The following is a 15,862-nucleotide window of genomic DNA, read 5'->3' on the forward strand; positions in this document are numbered from 1 at the left end:
CCATGGCGAAAAAAATATCTAAAGCATTTCGAGATTTACAAAGTTTACCAGCAACTAAAGTAAAAGGAAAACTAAAAATCAATCGTAAAAATAGTAACGATGAGCATTTAGATGCTTATGCACAAGAATTAAAGGCCATACATAACGAAACACCATTTCATTAGCTCTAAATTTATAAAAATTAAATGATCAATATTCTTCAAGTCATCGCCCAAGAATTATCCCTAAAAATTGACCAGGTAAATAGTGCCTTAAACCTATTTTCAGAAGGAGCAACAATTCCCTTTATCGCCCGTTATCGTAAAGAAGTGACAGAATCCCTTAATGAAATAGAATTAAGGAATATTGAAGAACGTTTTAACTATTTACAAGAATTAGAAAATCGTAAGCAAGTTATCCTAGAGGCGATCGCCCTTAAAAATCAACTCAGTGACCCCTTAAAAGCCCAAATCACCGCCTGTTTACAAAAAAATGAACTTGAAGACCTTTATTTACCTTTCAAGACTAAACGGCGTACCCGTGCCACCATGGCAAAGGAAAAAGGATTAACCCCCCTTGCCGAATTAATCAAAGCTAAGAATCAACCCCAAACAAATAATTTTGCCCTAGAAAAAGAAGCCCAAAAATATCTAAATGACGAAGTAAAAACCATCGAAGAAGCTATCGCTGGGGCTGGGGATATACTAGCTGAAGAAATAGGAGAAAAAGCTAATTTAAGAGCTTACTTGAGGGAGTTTATTTTAAAGGATGGTTGGTTTACATCTAGCGTAAAAAAAGATTATGAAGAAGGTACAACTAAATATGAAATGTACCGTAACTTTCAAGGAAAACTAACTAAAATTGCCCCCCATAATATTCTTGCCTTATTTAGGGGCGAAAACGAAAAAATATTAAATGTAGATATTACTTTTGATGAAGAAAAAAGTCTTCATTATTTAGAATCAAAAATCATCAAAACTAAAGACAAAAGCCTAAAAAACTTTTATCAAGATACCATCAAAGATAGTTTTAACCGCCTCATGAAACCAGCTTTATTAAGGGAAGTAAGGGCAGAAAAAAAAGCATGGGCTGACGGTGAATCCATCAAAACCTTTGAAGCGAATTTACGGGAATTACTCTTATCTGCCCCCGCAGGTATGAAACCCACCATGGCCATTGACCCCGGATTTCGTACGGGTTGTAAAGTAGCTATTCTCTCGGAAACAGGACAATTTTTGGACTATCAAGCCATATTTCCCCACACAGGGGAGCAAAAAAGACAGACTTCCACTAATACAATTCAAAATCTTATAAAAAAATATAGCATAGAATTGATTGCCATTGGAAATGGCACAGCAGGGAGAGAAACCGAGCAATTTATCGCCGAGGCGATCGCCCCTTTAAACCCTAAACCCATTAAGGTAATGGTCAACGAATCTGGGGCTTCCATCTATTCTGCCAGTGACATAGCCATATCAGAATTTCCAGATTTGGACATTACCGTACGGGGTGCCATTAGCATCGGTAGGAGATTACAAGACCCTTTAGCCGAATTAGTAAAAATTGACCCCAAATCCATCGGAGTAGGACAATATCAACATGACGTTGACCAAAAACTGCTCAAGAAAAAACTAGAAGAAACCGTAGAAAGTTGCGTTAACTATGTGGGAGTAGATTTAAACACCGCTTCCCAAGAATTACTCACCTTCGTCTCAGGCATTAACCCCACCATTGCCAACAATATCGTTAATTATCGCAACGAGCATGGGGCATTTAAAAGCCGAAAAGAATTGCTCAAAGTGAAAAAACTAGGGGCAAAAACCTATGAATTATGTGCAGGTTTCCTCAAAATTCAGGGAGGAAAAAATCCTTTAGATAATACCGCCGTCCATCCCGAAAGTTATCCCATAGTCGAAGCCATTGCCCAAGACATTAACATCCCCCTAACCCAAATTAATAAATTTAGTGCTTATATTCCCCAGTTAGATTTACGAAAATATGTCACCGATACCGTTGGTTTACCTACCCTAGAAGACATTAAGCAAGAATTAGAAAAACCGGGTAGAGATCCCCGTGCAGAGTTTCGCTATGCTACTTTTAGGGAGGGTATCAACGAAATTAGTGACCTACAAGAGGGTATGGAGTTAGAGGGGGTTGTTACTAACGTAGTCAATTTTGGTGCTTTTGTGGATGTTGGGGTACATCAGGATGGGCTAATTCACATTTCCCAATTAGCAGATAGGTTTATTGAGGATACTAACGAAGTTGTGAAGGTGGGGGAAGTTGTCAGAGTTAGGGTGTTAGAAGTTAATCAAAAACTTAAACGCATTGGGCTAAAAAAACTTTAGTTAGTTTAATCAGGGGTTTAAACCCCTTGCCTTATGGCTTTATTTTTCAGTGCACCCTACTTAAATTTTTTCTAATTCATCACTTAATAAAATCCAATCAGAAAGACTTAAATTTTCTGCCCTTGCTAGGGTATTTAAGTTTAATTTTGTTAAAACCTCTTCTAATTTATCATTATCAATAATTGATTTTAAATTATTTTTAAGCATTTTTCTTCTACTAGCAAAACCTAGCTTAATAATAGTTTCTAAAAACTTAGGATTATTAGCTTCTTTGTCTAATTTTCTAGGGGTAATTTTCACCACTACCGAATCAACATTAGGGCGAGGACGAAAATCTTTTGCAGGTACATCACACACAATTTCGCAGTGTGCTAAATATTGTACTTTTAGGGATAATGCTCCATAAATTTTGTTATTAGGAACGGCTACAAGGCGATCGCCCACTTCCTTTTGAATTAGTAAAACGATGGACTCCAAAGGGTTAGGATTAGGGCTGCTAATAGTACCGAGGAGCTTTTCAATGATAGGACCTGTAATATTATAAGGAATATTTGCTACCACTTTATTGTAATTACTAAAATCGGGAAAATTAGTTAAAATACTAGGAATATTTAACTCTAAAAAATCTCCTTCCAATAATAAAAAATTATCCTTTTCGCCGTGTTCTTTAATTAATAATTTACATAAATCTCGGTCAATTTCAATGGCCAATAACTTGTCCACATAGGGTAACATTCTTTTAGTTAAAACCCCTGTGCCTGGTCCTATTTCTAAAATGCGATCGCCCTTACTTAATTGAGCGGTGCGAATAATATTATTTAAAGCCGTTTCACTGGTTAACCAATGCTGTCCAAACTGTTTTTTTGCTCTAATTGCCATAAAAAAAATTAAAATTAGTAGAAATACACAAACCCTGAAACCTTCCTTTAACAAGGGGCTTAAGCCCCTTGCCCATTACTGCTTACCCATTATCAATTCTCAACTATCAATTATCAATTCTTATCTAACTAGGCTTGTTTGATATTCACCGATAAAGGAATCTCCTCAACCTTGGGCAATTTCTCCAAATTGAGACGAGAAGAAGCACTAATTCCCGATAAACGTTTTAATAACTGTGGACGAGGATCATGAAGAAGATAAATAATTTCATCCCCTAACTTCCATTCTTCATTAGCCTGAATAATATCCAATTTACCATCACGGCGCATCAATAGAGGTAACATTTCCCCCGAAGAAATCAACGCTTGAATATGTACCTGCTGAAAATCGATAGCCTCCCCCTTACCCCGAATCACCGTTTTACCAAGCCGAAATAAGCCATCCTGAAGATATTGATTCCAAACTTTTACAGGTAACTCATTAATAAAAGGTTGATTAATTTTTTGCTTATTAGCCTTCACATTATTATCATTTTGCTTCGGAAAAACGGCCAACACCTTCGGCGGTGCAAACTCCTCGATCGCCCTTTGTGCAATCATTAAATTAACATCCCCATTATTTGTAAGGGCAACTAAAGTCCCTACGGACGTAATATCAGCCTTTTCCATCACTTGAGGATCTAATCCGCTACTCTCAAACACAGGTAAATTATCCTGTTTAGCCTTCTCACAGGCATCCTTATCCGTATCAATTAAAACCACCGATTCCCCTTCATTTTGATAAATACGCCCAATTAAACGCCCCAATTGATTACAACCAACAATCACCGCCCCCCCTGCACAGTTAGATTTTATTTTTAGTAAACTTGCTACCCCCCCAGCGCTCAAACCTTGGGCAAAAACCGTCATCATAATGGTAAGGAAAACTAATCCCTTAATAGAGTCTCCCCCGTTAATGCCATTTTGGGTTAACAAAATCGAGAATAAAGAAGCCACGGAAGCCGACACAATACCTCGGGGGGCAATCCATGCTAAAAAAGTCTTTTGTCGCCAATTAAGGTCACTATTCCACGTACAAATCAGAATACTAAGGGGACGAACCAAGAACATCAGTACCAAAACTGTAAAGACACTACCCCATCCCAAAGCAAAGATACTGTCAATGGATAAATCCGCCGCCAAAAGGATAAATAACACCGACACACATAATACGGTTAATTGTCCTTTAAAGCGTAATAATAACCTTTCTTCGGGAATGTCAGAAGCCCTCACCACAATCCCCGCCGTCACCGTTGCCATTAATCCTGATTCGCTAATAATCATCTGGGATAGTCCAAATATCCCCCATACTCCTGCTAAAACCACCAAATTTTTTAATTCTTCGGGGACAAAGTTGGCGTTTTTTTGAAATGAGCCCAATAACCAACCACCCACACCACCGATAATTGCTCCGATACCTAGACGGAATAACAACCCTGTGACAATTTCGAGGGAATAGGCAGAGCTATTAAGAATAGTATCTAATACTACCACGGCAAGGATCGCACCCACAGGATCAATTAAAACTCCTTCCCCTTCTAGGAGGGTAGCTACACGCTTATCTACGGCTACTTGTTTTAATAATGGACCAACCACCGTGGGGCCTGTTACAACCACCAAGGATGCGTATAAAAAGGCGATTTCCCAAGGAAATTCAGCTAACCAGTGGGCGGCCATACCTCCGAGGATAAATGTAATTAAAGTACCGATGGTGACAAGATTTCGTAAACTTCCTGATACTTTATCTAGTTGTTTTAATTCTAGGTTTAAGCCCCCTTCAAACAGGATGATGGCGACCGCAAGGGCGACTAATACTTCTAATCCTACTCCCAAAAGTTCTGGCTGTAATATGCCTAAACCGTCTCTACCTAATAGCACTCCAAATATGAGCAGGAAAACGATACTGGGTATTTTAAAAAATTCTCCCAATACTTGAGAGCTTATCCCTGCAAATACGGTTATGATAATCAGTAAAGTCAGAGTAAAAGAGTCTTCCATGGTACCAGAGGTCTAATATAATACGTTTTGTATTTTCTTAATAATTTCTGTGGAAATTATGGTTATGTCTTATCCATGGTAGCTTAATTTAACAATTGACAATAAACAAAGGATAATGGACGATTAATTTTGAGGTGCAGTTCATTTTGGATATGCAACATCATTAAACTACAGTAAATATATAATATTAGAACTATTATTACTATTGCCCATTCCCCATTCCCCATGAAGGTTTTAAAATCCAGTTTAATTGTTTCCTGTCAAGCGCCTAGCGATTCTCCTTTACATCAACCTGAAATGATAGGTGCGATCGCCCTTGCATCCCTCAACAATGGGGCAAAAGGAGTCAGAATCGATAGTCCAAGCCATATTCGGGCAGTGCGTAACCTAGCTCCTAACATTCCTATTATCGGTTTATGGAAACAAATGGGGCTTAATTCTTCGGTGTACATTACCCCCAGATATGAAGATGCCGTGGCAGTGAGTGAGGCGGGGGCAGATATTATTGCCGTGGATGCCACCCTCAGAAATCGTCCTAACGGAGAAACCATGGCGGATATTATCCATAAAATTAAATCAAATTTAGGTCGTCTAGTGATGGCTGATATTGATACCCTTCAAAGTGCGATCTCCTCTAGCCAAGCAGGGGCAGACTTTATCGGTACAACCCTTTACGGCTATACCGAAGACACCATCGATAAAAAACCCCCTAACTTCGACTTTCTCAAAGAATTAGTAAATACCATCGATAAACCCATCATTTGTGAAGGAGGCATCAAAACCCCCCAAGAAGCCAAAAAAGCCCTCGAAATAGGAGCCTTTGCCGTAGTTGTGGGTACCGCCATCACAGGCATAGACTTACAAACAAAAGAATATGTGGCGACAATGGAGGCAGGAAATAGGCAAGGGGCTTAAGCCCCTTGTTAAAGAATAATATTCCGATTAATTTAACTCTCGTAAATAGACCAATAAATCCGCCATCTCCTCCGCTGAGGGTTGAAATTTTGGCATGGGAGGAGTTTGTCCACTAATCACCTGATTAATAATGCTTTCCTCCGACTTGCGCCTAGAAACATGAGTAAGAGTAGGGCCCACATTTCCCACCCCTTGTACTCCATGGCAACCAGCACAATTGACATTAAAAATTGCCTCACCCCTTTCTGCATTACCTTGATAAGATAAGACTTCCACTATGTAAGGATTTTTTGAGGGTAACAACCAAAATGAGAGAATTATTACCATTGTTAACAAAATAACGCTGGAAATAGTTATGATCACGTTCCTGACTTCTGGTCTATTAATTTTTGTTTCTAATATTTGGTTGTTCACGGAATCATTGTTAACTTTTGGTTTACCTATTTAACATTCTGCAATATTTTGTCTCATTAATGCCACTTTTCAAGATTTAATTAACTTTTAACGCTTCCTGACTCTCAAAATTTATAGCTTAATCGGCTAATTACCATGGCAATTGATTAAAAATTCTCAAGATGTAACAATAACCCATAGGCAAAAAAACCAAAAACTCCCTGTTATTTTTTAAAAAATTAAAATGCACAAACTGTTATTCATGTCAACCCCTGTCGGTGCTTTAAGCTCAGGGATTGGGGGCGGAGTCGAATTAACCCTATACAACCTCATCCAAGAAATGCAAAAAAGAGGTTATGACATCACCACCATAGCCCCAACAAAATCCTATTTTGCTAATGCCAAAATTATCGAAATAGAAGGTAATGTGCATATACCAGCCCAGACTCAATCAAGGAATATTCCTACCATCATGCCTGAAAATTCCGTTTTAGCTAACATGTGGGAATATGCCAGAAAAGTACAATCCGATTACGATTTAATAGTCAACTTTGCCTTTGATTGGCTTCCTTTTTATCTAACCCCTTTTTTCTCTACCCCCATCGCCCAATTTATCAGCATGGGTTCTTTATCCGATAGTTTGGATGAGATAATGAATAAAATCGCCCAACAATATCCCCACAATTTTGGCGTATATACCAAGTCTCAGGCCGATACTTTTCCCTTTGGGGAAGTGTGCCAAATATTAGGCAGTGGCTTAGATTTATCCTTGTATAAATATAGTGAAAAATTTGATAAAAAACTGGCATGGTTAGGACGAATTGCCCCAGAAAAAGCCCTCGAAGATGCCGTCAAAGCTAGTAATATTACTCAAGTTCCCCTATTAATTTTTGGTAAAATTCAAGATGAGCAATACTGGCAAAAAATTCTCACCCAATATCCTGATGCCCCCATCGACTATCGAGGTTTTTTATCTACCCAAGATTTACAAGAAGAATTAAGGCAATGTCAAGGATTATTAATGACTCCTCGGTGGATAGAGGCTTTTGGGAATGTTGCCATTGAGGCTTTGGCTTGTGGTGTTCCTGTAATTGCCTATGCTAGGGGAGGACCATCGGAAATTGTGGAAGATGGAAAGACAGGCTTTTTAGTAACTCCTGATAGTGTAGAGGGCTTAGTGGAAGCTATTGAGAAGTTATCAACCATTAACCGTTATGATTGTCGTATCGTGGTGGAAAGGGAATACTCTTTGCAAGTATGGGGAGATAGATTTGAAAGTTGGTTCAGAAAAATAGTGTCTTAGATTCTCAGATCAAAATATATTAATCATTTAGGTGGGCAATGGGGAATTGTACTTCACTTTATCAATCTTGCCTTCCGAATAGCCAACCAGTTGTCCAAGCATTTTGAAAATTGAAACCCCCTGTAACCCCATCAATGTCTAATATTTCCCCTGCAAAATAAAGCCCTTCACACTTTTTACTTCCCATGGTTTTAAAGTCAATTTCTTTGAGGGCAACTCCACCGCAGGTAACAAATTCATCTTTAAATACTCCTTTTCCTTCTATTTTATAAACCCCTTTTGTTAATTCTAGGGCTAATTTTTCAAGTTCTTTTTTTGTAATTTCTGCCCAAATTTTATCATTATTCAATAAGCTATAATCTACTAAACTTTGCCATAGCCTTTTAGGTAATTTATAACCATTATAATTAATAACTTTTTGTTTAGGATTATCTATCTTAAGTTGATTTAATTCAGTTTTAATGACCTCCATATTTTTTTCAGGTAGCCAATTGATTATTAATTCCATTTTATAGTTATGGTCATATAATACCCTTGCACCCCAAGCCGATAACTTTAGTACCGCAGGACCACTTATGCCCCAATGGGTAATTAATAAAGGTCCTTGTTGTTCTAACTTTTTTCCTTGTTTTTGTTTCAATTGAATATGGACATTTTCTGAGCTAATCCCTGCTAAATTTTTAATTCTAGGATCATTTATTTTAAAGGTAAATAATGAAGGAGTAGGAGTTTTTATAGTATGTCCTAAAGACTGCGCCCATTGATAACCTAACTTATTACTTCCTGTGGCGATTAAGATTTTATCTGCTTCCAATTCTGCCCCTGATTTGAGGGTGATAATAAATTTATTGTCTATTTTATTAATGCTTTTTACGGGGGTTTGGGTTTTAATTTTAATACCCAATGATTTAGCGGTATTTATAAGGCAATCAATAATGGTTTGGGAGTCATCGGTGATGGGAAACATTCGCCCATCGGCTTCGGTTTTTAGTTTAACTCCTCTGTCTGTGAACCATTTTACGGTGTCTTGGGGTTGAAAACGGGAAAATGCACCCCTTAATTCTTTTGCCCCACGGGGATAGTTAGTAATTAATTGACTGGGGTTAAAACAGTGATGAGTCACGTTACACCTACCGCCCCCAGATATTTTTACTTTCCCTAGTAGTTGTTTACTAGCTTCTAGGATAGTAATTTTTGCTTGGGGTTGATGGGTGGCGGCACTAATGGCTCCAAAAAATCCCGCTGCCCCTCCGCCGATGATGATTATTTGTTGATTCATTTTGCTCCCCCCTAGCCCCCCTTAATAAGGGGGAAGATAATTTGATTTTAGTTGATTGACGTGGATAAAAAAATTCATTATCCATTATTCATTATCAATTCTCAATTAAATTACATTGTGCATGGTGACGCAAAAGATGATCACACAATACCAAGGCAACCATGGCTTCTACCATAGGTACTGCTCTGGGTAGTACACAGGGATCATGTCTTCCTTTGGCGGCAAGGGTGGTTTCTTGCCCTTCTTTGCTGACGGTTTTTTGCTCTTTGCCGATGGTGGCGGTGGGTTTGAAGGCCGCCCTGATAACAATGTTTTCGCCGTTACTGATGCCCCCTTGGATGCCCCCTGAGCGGTTGGTGGTGGTGCGAGGGGTGCCATTTTCATCGAGGTAAAATTCGTCGTTGTGTTGGCTTCCTGTGAGGGTGGTACCTGCAAATCCTGAACCGATTTCAAAGCCTTTGGTGGCGGGTAATGACATGATGGCTTTGGCAAGATCTGCTTCTAGTTTATCAAATACTGGCTCTCCTAGTCCTCTGGGGACGTTTCTAACGATACATTCGAGGGTACCTCCGAGGGAGTCTTTTTCTTTGCGAATTTGGTCGATGAGGTCGATCATTTTTTCAGCGGTGACGCTGTCGGGGCAACGGACGATATTACTTTCTACTTGCTCTTGGGTGACGGTATCTTGGTTAATGTTGGTGGCTTCTATGTCTTTGATGCTTTTAACATAGGCGATGATTTCTACCCCTGCTACTTGTTTGAGGATTTTCTTGGCGATCGCCCCTGCGGCTACCCTACCGATGGTTTCCCGGGCGGAAGAGCGCCCCCCCCCCTGCCAATTACGGATACCGTATTTTGCGTCATAGGTGGCATCAGCATGGGAAGGACGATATTTTACCGCCATTTCATCATAATCTTGGGATCTGGCATCTTTATTTCTGACTAAAATAGCAATGGGAGTACCTAGGGTTTTACCTTCAAATACCCCTGAGACGATTTCGCACAAGTCCGATTCTTTACGGGGGGTGGTAATTTTACTTTGCCCGGGTTTTCTGCGGTTCAAATCCTCTTGAATTTCTTCGGCGCTAATCTCGATACGGGGGGGGCAACCATCAATGACAACGCCAACTCCGCCCCCATGGGATTCTCCGAAGGTAGAGATTCTAAATAATTCACCAAAGATACTGCTCATTTATAAAAAGGTAATGTAAAGGTAGTGGGATGATCAAATTTTTCTATACTATATCCATTGTTCATGGTTCATTGTCCGTTGTCAATGGATTTTGATGGCAAGGGTTAGGGTATTTTAAGACTGGTTAAACCTGTAAACAAGGGGTTTTTAGATAGAATGTCGAGGTTTTCTGTCACCCACAGCAGGGATATATCGGTAATTTGATTTTTTTCATAGGTAACAATGGAATAGTTATGGGCTTTGATGCCATCAAATTCTTGGATACGAGGGGTTGAGGCGGCGTTGAGATATATCGTATTATCTTGATCTCGGTTAATGATTGTTCTTAATCTTTCTTTGGTATGTCTAAGGCGATGGTGCATATGTCCAAAGGTAACTAGGCTAATGGTTTTGTTTAGTTGAGGATTAAGGGCGATCGCACTGCGCCACTTTGCGATCGCACTTTGAAAATCAGGATCTCCAAAATCACCCCCAATGGGATTCCAATCCTTCCCACAAGTATCCTCTGGATTCCCCCCCAACCCAAAAGGGCCATTATGCCCGATAAAAATTACATTAGATTCCGTCGTCTTTTGACATTGAGCAAAGATTTTTTGACTAGAATCCTCAAAACTAGATACCCCATACCGTTGAGCATAAAAATTCTTACACTTCCATTTTGAACCACCCCAACTAAAAGGACGACTCCCCACCACAGATAATCCCAAATGAGGGAAATCAATTTTGCCGTAACCCACATGGGCATCCCCTAATAAATCTAGCTGTTGTTGCACCCTATCCTCTTTGCTATGATCGTAAGGAGCTTTTTTTCTACCCCAATCCGTGGCGCTATACCAAGCATCATGGTTGCCTAAAATTACTGCCTTCGGAATTTCTAACCTCGCCACCTGCTCCACCACGGCGATGGATTCATTGCCAAAATCCCCCACCAACAAAACTAAATCAACCCCCAAAAAGTCGAGAATTTGATGATCTATTTCATTCCATTGATCATGTACATCTCCAATTACTGCAACTTTTATTTTATTATCCACCATCAAATTAATCTATTTTTTTATTTACCTTTCTTAATATTGTTACCTAAAATTAACAAAAGTCCCACATTTATTCTCAGGATTATAAAAATGTCTGAATGTGATAATATATCAAAGTAATAAAAACAAATATATTAACAAACTTTTACCATGAATGAGAATCTTCCAGTAGTTTATATTTCTATCTTACTTGGAATTTTGACCATTGTTGCAGTTCTTTTATTAAGACAAATTATTAAAACAAGAAAAGTAGAAAATAGATTTTCCAGCCTACAAAAAAAATTAACAAAAGAGAGGGGAACAGCCGAAGAATATTACGAATTAGCTAGTATTTATCTTGACAAAAAACTTTATGTTCAAGCAGTGCAATTATTACAAAAAGCCCTCAAAGCCTCCGATAAAATTGGAGAGGAAAACAAAGCCTTAATCTATAATGCCCTCGGTTTTGCTCATTTTTCCCAAGAACAATATGATATTGCTATTCGTAACTATAAAGAAGCTATTAAATTATATCCTCAATATGCGATCGCCCTTAACAACTTAGGTAACGTATATGAGAAAAAACAATTAACAGTCCAAGCATTAGAAACCTACAAAGAAGTATTAACCATTGATGCTAATAACTCCGTCGCTAAAGCTAGGGTAGAATCACTACAAAAAAGATTTGCTACCCCATAAACTTTCCTATTCACTCATCATAAATGATGCTAAATATTAGAGCTTTAAAAACACTCTAATCATATTTTTATTCGGGTGGGCATAGCCCACCATTAAATATAGCCTTTTTCAATAACACATTTAAAAATAAAAGGCACTTTCTATTGATACTAAGTCCCATGGAGAAAATATACTTTTATTTATTGTTTTGGCAATGGACTTAAACCCATTATTCGTTTTATTAGTATCGTATTTTTTACGGACTCAGTATTATTAGGTTTTAACCCCTTATGTGATAAAACTCTGCTTATTTTACGGGAATTGCTATACATTAATCAATAGAAAAATTAATTTCCTTCTTACTAAAAGGTAAATCATTATTAATAGCATCAATTTCCTGTTGTTGAGCAAAATTAATTTCATCAATGTAGTGGCTTAAAATACTACTCATCCGTTGATTATAAAAACGGTGCATACTATAGTTAGCCTTAGCAGGAAAACCTCGACGACGTTTATGGCTACCCCCCGCCCCTGGGTCATACATTTTTATCCCTTGACTAATAGCCCATTCAATGGGTTTATAATAACAAGTCTCGAAGTGTAAACAGTCATATTCATCCAGACTACCCCAATAACGCCCATAAAGGTTTTCTCCCTTACGGATACAAAAAGACATTCCCACGGGTTGATGTTCGTTGCCCTCTTCAAAAGCTGCCACTACCATGAGACGATGACTATAGGATGGATAAAGTTGTTCAAAAAATTGTTTGGTTAAATATTTACTACCCCCATAAAATTTGCTACAGGTACTGTTATAAAATTGGTAGATATAAGGATAAAAATAATGAGGTATTTCTTCTCCCACAAGGTTTTTAGTGATTAACCCTGCTTTTTGAACTAATTTTCTTTCTCTTTTGATATTTTTACGCTGATTGGAGTTAAATATTTTTAAATAGTCATCAAAGGTATTAAAATCTTGACTCCCCCAGACATAACCATGGTGCATCCATGCAGAAAAGCCAAATTTTGCGATGATAGATTGCCATTGAGGATCAACAAAAAGAAAGTTGCACCCTGATAATTTATTTTTAACACAAAAATGATCGATCGCACTTACCATCATTTCGGTAATATCTTCTTCATTTTCATCCTCCGCCACCAGAAAACGATAACCCACAGCGGGGGTAAAAGGAGTCATGCCCAGAAGTTTAGGATAATATTGTATCCCTAATCGGTAGGCTAAATCAGCCCATTGATGATCAAAAACAAATTCTCCATAACTATGCCCTTTGATGTATAAAGGCGCCCCTGCTACCAATTTTTGTTCATGCCATACCGTTAAATGACAAGGTTGCCAACCTGTTTGAGGTTTAACACTACCAGAGGTTTCCAAATTGTGTAACCATTCCCATTCTAAAAAGGGAGTTGCCAAGGGCATCGCCATTTCATCCCATGCTGATTGGGGAATTTCTGCTATTTGTTGATGCCAACGGATAGTATAGGGGGAAGTACTTTTTTTGCGAAAAATTTTATCCATCATAACCTTGACAATAAATTGTAGTTACCTTGTTTTTCTTGGGGTTTACAGGAAAATCGGGATATAAGTCCTAATTTTTTATAATTCCTTTTTCTAGTGTAATTCTTTATTTATGGTTGTTGAGGATGAAATCTTGATTTATGATATGAATAAAAATTATTTTGTATTACCACATTAAAAAATCTTATTATCTTGTTTTGCCTTCTTGTCTTATTTTAATTTCATCGAATAAACATATTAAAGGACATATATGATACACAAAAAATGGGCTTTCAATTTAGTGTTGTCAATAGTTTTTTGTAATGTATTTCTCAGTTTATCCCTTCATAAAAATTATACGACTAATAATGATTTACAGGCGATCGCCTCGGAAACAGAAAATGTAACCAGTCAAGATGCGGCGATTCTCTACGATGAAAATATGCACAAAGGTTATCAAGCTACTAATAATCGTCGATATGAAGAGGCTTTAGATTACTTTAAAACTGCTCTTTCTTACCGCCCTGAAGATGGTTATGCCCAACGGGCAATTAATAATGTTGAGACCATTTTAGCTAACAATAGTAGTAATAATAATTGGAATATGGATAGCCTTTTATTTATCCTCACCATTTGTTTAGTTATTCTCATCATTATTATCAGTATTACTTTAATTGTGATTGGGATGAAAATATTAAATGACAACAAAAAAAATATCAAAACAACTTCAGAAAGAAATCTTGAACAATTATCTTTAAATAATCAGAATATTTTAGAAGAAAATGAAGATAATAAATTACTACCAAATACACCGCTAAATAAAGGAACATTAGCCAAAAGAATTAACCCAGAAATTGAAAAACCGACGGATAAAACTCAAGAATTGATTAAAGAATTAGGAGAAAGTGATGGCAAAAATAAAAGTAAAATTATTTGGAATTTAGCGTCAGAAGCCGATTCAAGGGCGATCGCCCCTCTTCTTGATATAATGAGCCATAGTAACTCTCAAGAAAAGACACTAATATTGGAAGCCATCTCTCAAATAGCCTTCAATAGCATTAAACCCATCAATCAAGCCTTAATATTATCCCTACAGGATGACCATGGAAGCGTGCGCAAAAATGCCCTCAGAGACATTACCAAGGTATATGAATTAATAACCCAAGTTCAGCCTATCATAACCCAAACCGCTTACAACGATCCAGATCCAGAAGTAAGGGAAATCGCCCTGCGCACCCTCGAAAAAATAGCCTCTAGTCAAAATCTCCTTTCCCAAGACAATCACCCAGATTATGCCCAAGAAGTAGATGCCACCCTCATCGAGGATAATAACAATTTCGATTCCCCATAGCCCTCCTTAAAAATGTCTTTCATAGGCAGCCACAATTTTTTGTACCAAGGGATGACGGATAACATCAGCTTGGGTAAGATTACAAAAACCAATACCCTCCACCCCCTGCAAAATTTTCGAAGCAACAATTAACCCCGACTGCTGTTGATTGGGTAAATCAGTTTGGGTAATATCCCCCGTCACTACCATTTTAGAACCAAAACCAAGACGAGTTAACACCATTTTCAACTGGGCTGGGGTGGTATTCTGCGCCTCATCAACGATAACAAAAGCATTACTTAAAGTTCTACCTCTCATATAGGCAATGGGGGCAACTTCTATTTTTCCTTTCTCAATTAAGTCAGGAATTTTTATAGGTTCAATGAATTGATATAAAGCATCATACAAAGGACGTAGAAAAGGGTCAACTTTTTGTTGTAAATCCCCCGGTAAAAAACCTAGTTTTTCTCCCGCTTCCACCGCAGGGCGAGTTAAAATTAATCTCTCACACTCATCATTCAAAAGTGCTTGTACGGCTAACACCGCCGCTAAAAATGTTTTTCCTGTACCTGCAGGGCCAATGCCAAAGGTAATATCATATTTTTGGATAGTCTGGACATACTGCCTTTGTTTAAAGGTTTTAGCTCGAATGGACTCACCGCTACGGGTACGGGCTAATACTTCCTTTTGGATTCCCTGATACTCTTCCATTTTATTAGTATCGAGGGCGTGGAAGACCACTAATATATCTGACTCGGTGATGGGTTTTGCTTCTAGCCACAAGGTTTCTAAGGCTTTAACGATTTCTACACTTCTGGCTACGGGTTTAGTTTTTCCGTAAATGGCGACATCCTGCCCCTGCAATGAGAGACTTGCCCCCGTCATTCTAGCTATATATTTTAGGTTTTCTTCTTGTTTACCCGCAAGGGCGATCGCACTTTCGATACTAGGAAGGGAAATCGTTTTAGAATCTTCTGACATTTAGTAATGGATAATTAATT

Annotated in this window: 14 protein-coding genes; 6 read left to right on the forward strand and 8 right to left on the reverse strand. The window is 38.1% G+C overall.

Annotated features, from left to right (window positions below):
- Positions 1–2: 2 nt before the first annotated feature.
- Entirely contained in the window at positions 3–164 is a 162-nt protein-coding gene (locus ACXITR_RS08125; RefSeq protein ID WP_457996725.1) for a hypothetical protein, read from the forward strand.
- A gap of 21 nt (positions 165–185) precedes the next feature.
- Positions 186–2,327 (forward strand): Tex family protein, encoded by a 2,142-nt coding sequence (locus ACXITR_RS08130; RefSeq protein WP_457996726.1) that lies wholly within the window; start codon positions 186–188, stop codon positions 2,325–2,327.
- A gap of 60 nt (positions 2,328–2,387) precedes the next feature.
- On the opposite strand, the gene rsmA is transcribed toward ACXITR_RS08130, so the two are convergent.
- On the reverse strand, positions 2,388–3,206 hold the full coding sequence (gene rsmA, locus ACXITR_RS08135) for a 16S rRNA (adenine(1518)-N(6)/adenine(1519)-N(6))-dimethyltransferase RsmA (protein WP_457996727.1): 819 nt from the start codon (positions 3,204–3,206) through the stop codon (positions 2,388–2,390).
- Positions 3,207–3,334: 128 nt separating this feature from the next.
- A complete protein-coding gene (locus ACXITR_RS08140) occupies positions 3,335–5,242 on the reverse strand; it encodes a cation:proton antiporter (protein WP_457996728.1) in 1,908 nt (635 codons plus the stop codon).
- A 225-nt stretch (positions 5,243–5,467) separates the two neighbouring features.
- Between ACXITR_RS08140 and ACXITR_RS08145 the strand changes: the two genes are divergently transcribed.
- Positions 5,468–6,157, forward strand: a complete 690-nt coding sequence (locus ACXITR_RS08145) for an N-acetylmannosamine-6-phosphate 2-epimerase (RefSeq protein ID WP_457996729.1) — start codon at positions 5,468–5,470, stop codon at positions 6,155–6,157.
- 27 nt (positions 6,158–6,184) lie between these two features.
- On the opposite strand, the gene ACXITR_RS08150 is transcribed toward ACXITR_RS08145, so the two are convergent.
- The gene (locus tag ACXITR_RS08150; RefSeq protein WP_457996730.1) at positions 6,185–6,484 is read right to left on the reverse strand and encodes a c-type cytochrome; all 300 of its coding nucleotides are present in this window, start codon (positions 6,482–6,484) and stop codon (positions 6,185–6,187) included.
- Between the two features lie 310 nt (positions 6,485–6,794).
- Between ACXITR_RS08150 and ACXITR_RS08155 the strand changes: the two genes are divergently transcribed.
- The gene (locus tag ACXITR_RS08155; protein WP_457996731.1) at positions 6,795–7,853 is read left to right on the forward strand and encodes a glycosyltransferase family 4 protein; all 1,059 of its coding nucleotides are present in this window, start codon (positions 6,795–6,797) and stop codon (positions 7,851–7,853) included.
- 61 nt (positions 7,854–7,914) lie between these two features.
- Here the strand turns inward: ACXITR_RS08155 and ACXITR_RS08160 are convergent, their stop codons facing one another.
- From ACXITR_RS08160 to ACXITR_RS08170, 3 genes are all read right to left on the reverse strand, one after another.
- Positions 7,915–9,132, reverse strand: coding sequence for an NAD(P)/FAD-dependent oxidoreductase (locus tag ACXITR_RS08160; protein WP_457996732.1), 1,218 nt, complete (start codon positions 9,130–9,132; stop codon positions 7,915–7,917).
- A gap of 94 nt (positions 9,133–9,226) precedes the next feature.
- Positions 9,227–10,324, reverse strand: a complete 1,098-nt coding sequence (aroC, locus tag ACXITR_RS08165) for a chorismate synthase (RefSeq protein ID WP_457996733.1) — start codon at positions 10,322–10,324, stop codon at positions 9,227–9,229.
- Between the two features lie 104 nt (positions 10,325–10,428).
- The gene (locus ACXITR_RS08170; RefSeq protein ID WP_457996734.1) at positions 10,429–11,361 is read right to left on the reverse strand and encodes a TIGR04168 family protein; all 933 of its coding nucleotides are present in this window, start codon (positions 11,359–11,361) and stop codon (positions 10,429–10,431) included.
- 147 nt (positions 11,362–11,508) lie between these two features.
- On the opposite strand from ACXITR_RS08170, the gene ACXITR_RS08175 reads away from it, so the two are divergent.
- The gene (locus tag ACXITR_RS08175) at positions 11,509–12,036 is read left to right on the forward strand and encodes a tetratricopeptide repeat protein (protein ID WP_457996735.1); all 528 of its coding nucleotides are present in this window, start codon (positions 11,509–11,511) and stop codon (positions 12,034–12,036) included.
- A gap of 310 nt (positions 12,037–12,346) precedes the next feature.
- Here the strand turns inward: ACXITR_RS08175 and ACXITR_RS08180 are convergent, their stop codons facing one another.
- Positions 12,347–13,555 (reverse strand): GNAT family N-acetyltransferase, encoded by a 1,209-nt coding sequence (locus ACXITR_RS08180; RefSeq protein ID WP_457996736.1) that lies wholly within the window; start codon positions 13,553–13,555, stop codon positions 12,347–12,349.
- Between the two features lie 280 nt (positions 13,556–13,835).
- On the opposite strand from ACXITR_RS08180, the gene ACXITR_RS08185 reads away from it, so the two are divergent.
- Positions 13,836–14,882 (forward strand): HEAT repeat domain-containing protein, encoded by a 1,047-nt coding sequence (locus tag ACXITR_RS08185; protein WP_457996737.1) that lies wholly within the window; start codon positions 13,836–13,838, stop codon positions 14,880–14,882.
- A gap of 6 nt (positions 14,883–14,888) precedes the next feature.
- On the opposite strand, the gene ACXITR_RS08190 is transcribed toward ACXITR_RS08185, so the two are convergent.
- Positions 14,889–15,842 (reverse strand): PhoH family protein, encoded by a 954-nt coding sequence (locus tag ACXITR_RS08190; RefSeq protein WP_457996738.1) that lies wholly within the window; start codon positions 15,840–15,842, stop codon positions 14,889–14,891.
- Positions 15,843–15,862: the final 20 nt, after the last annotated feature.

It is taken from the genome of Cyanobacterium sp. (assembly GCF_054166785.1).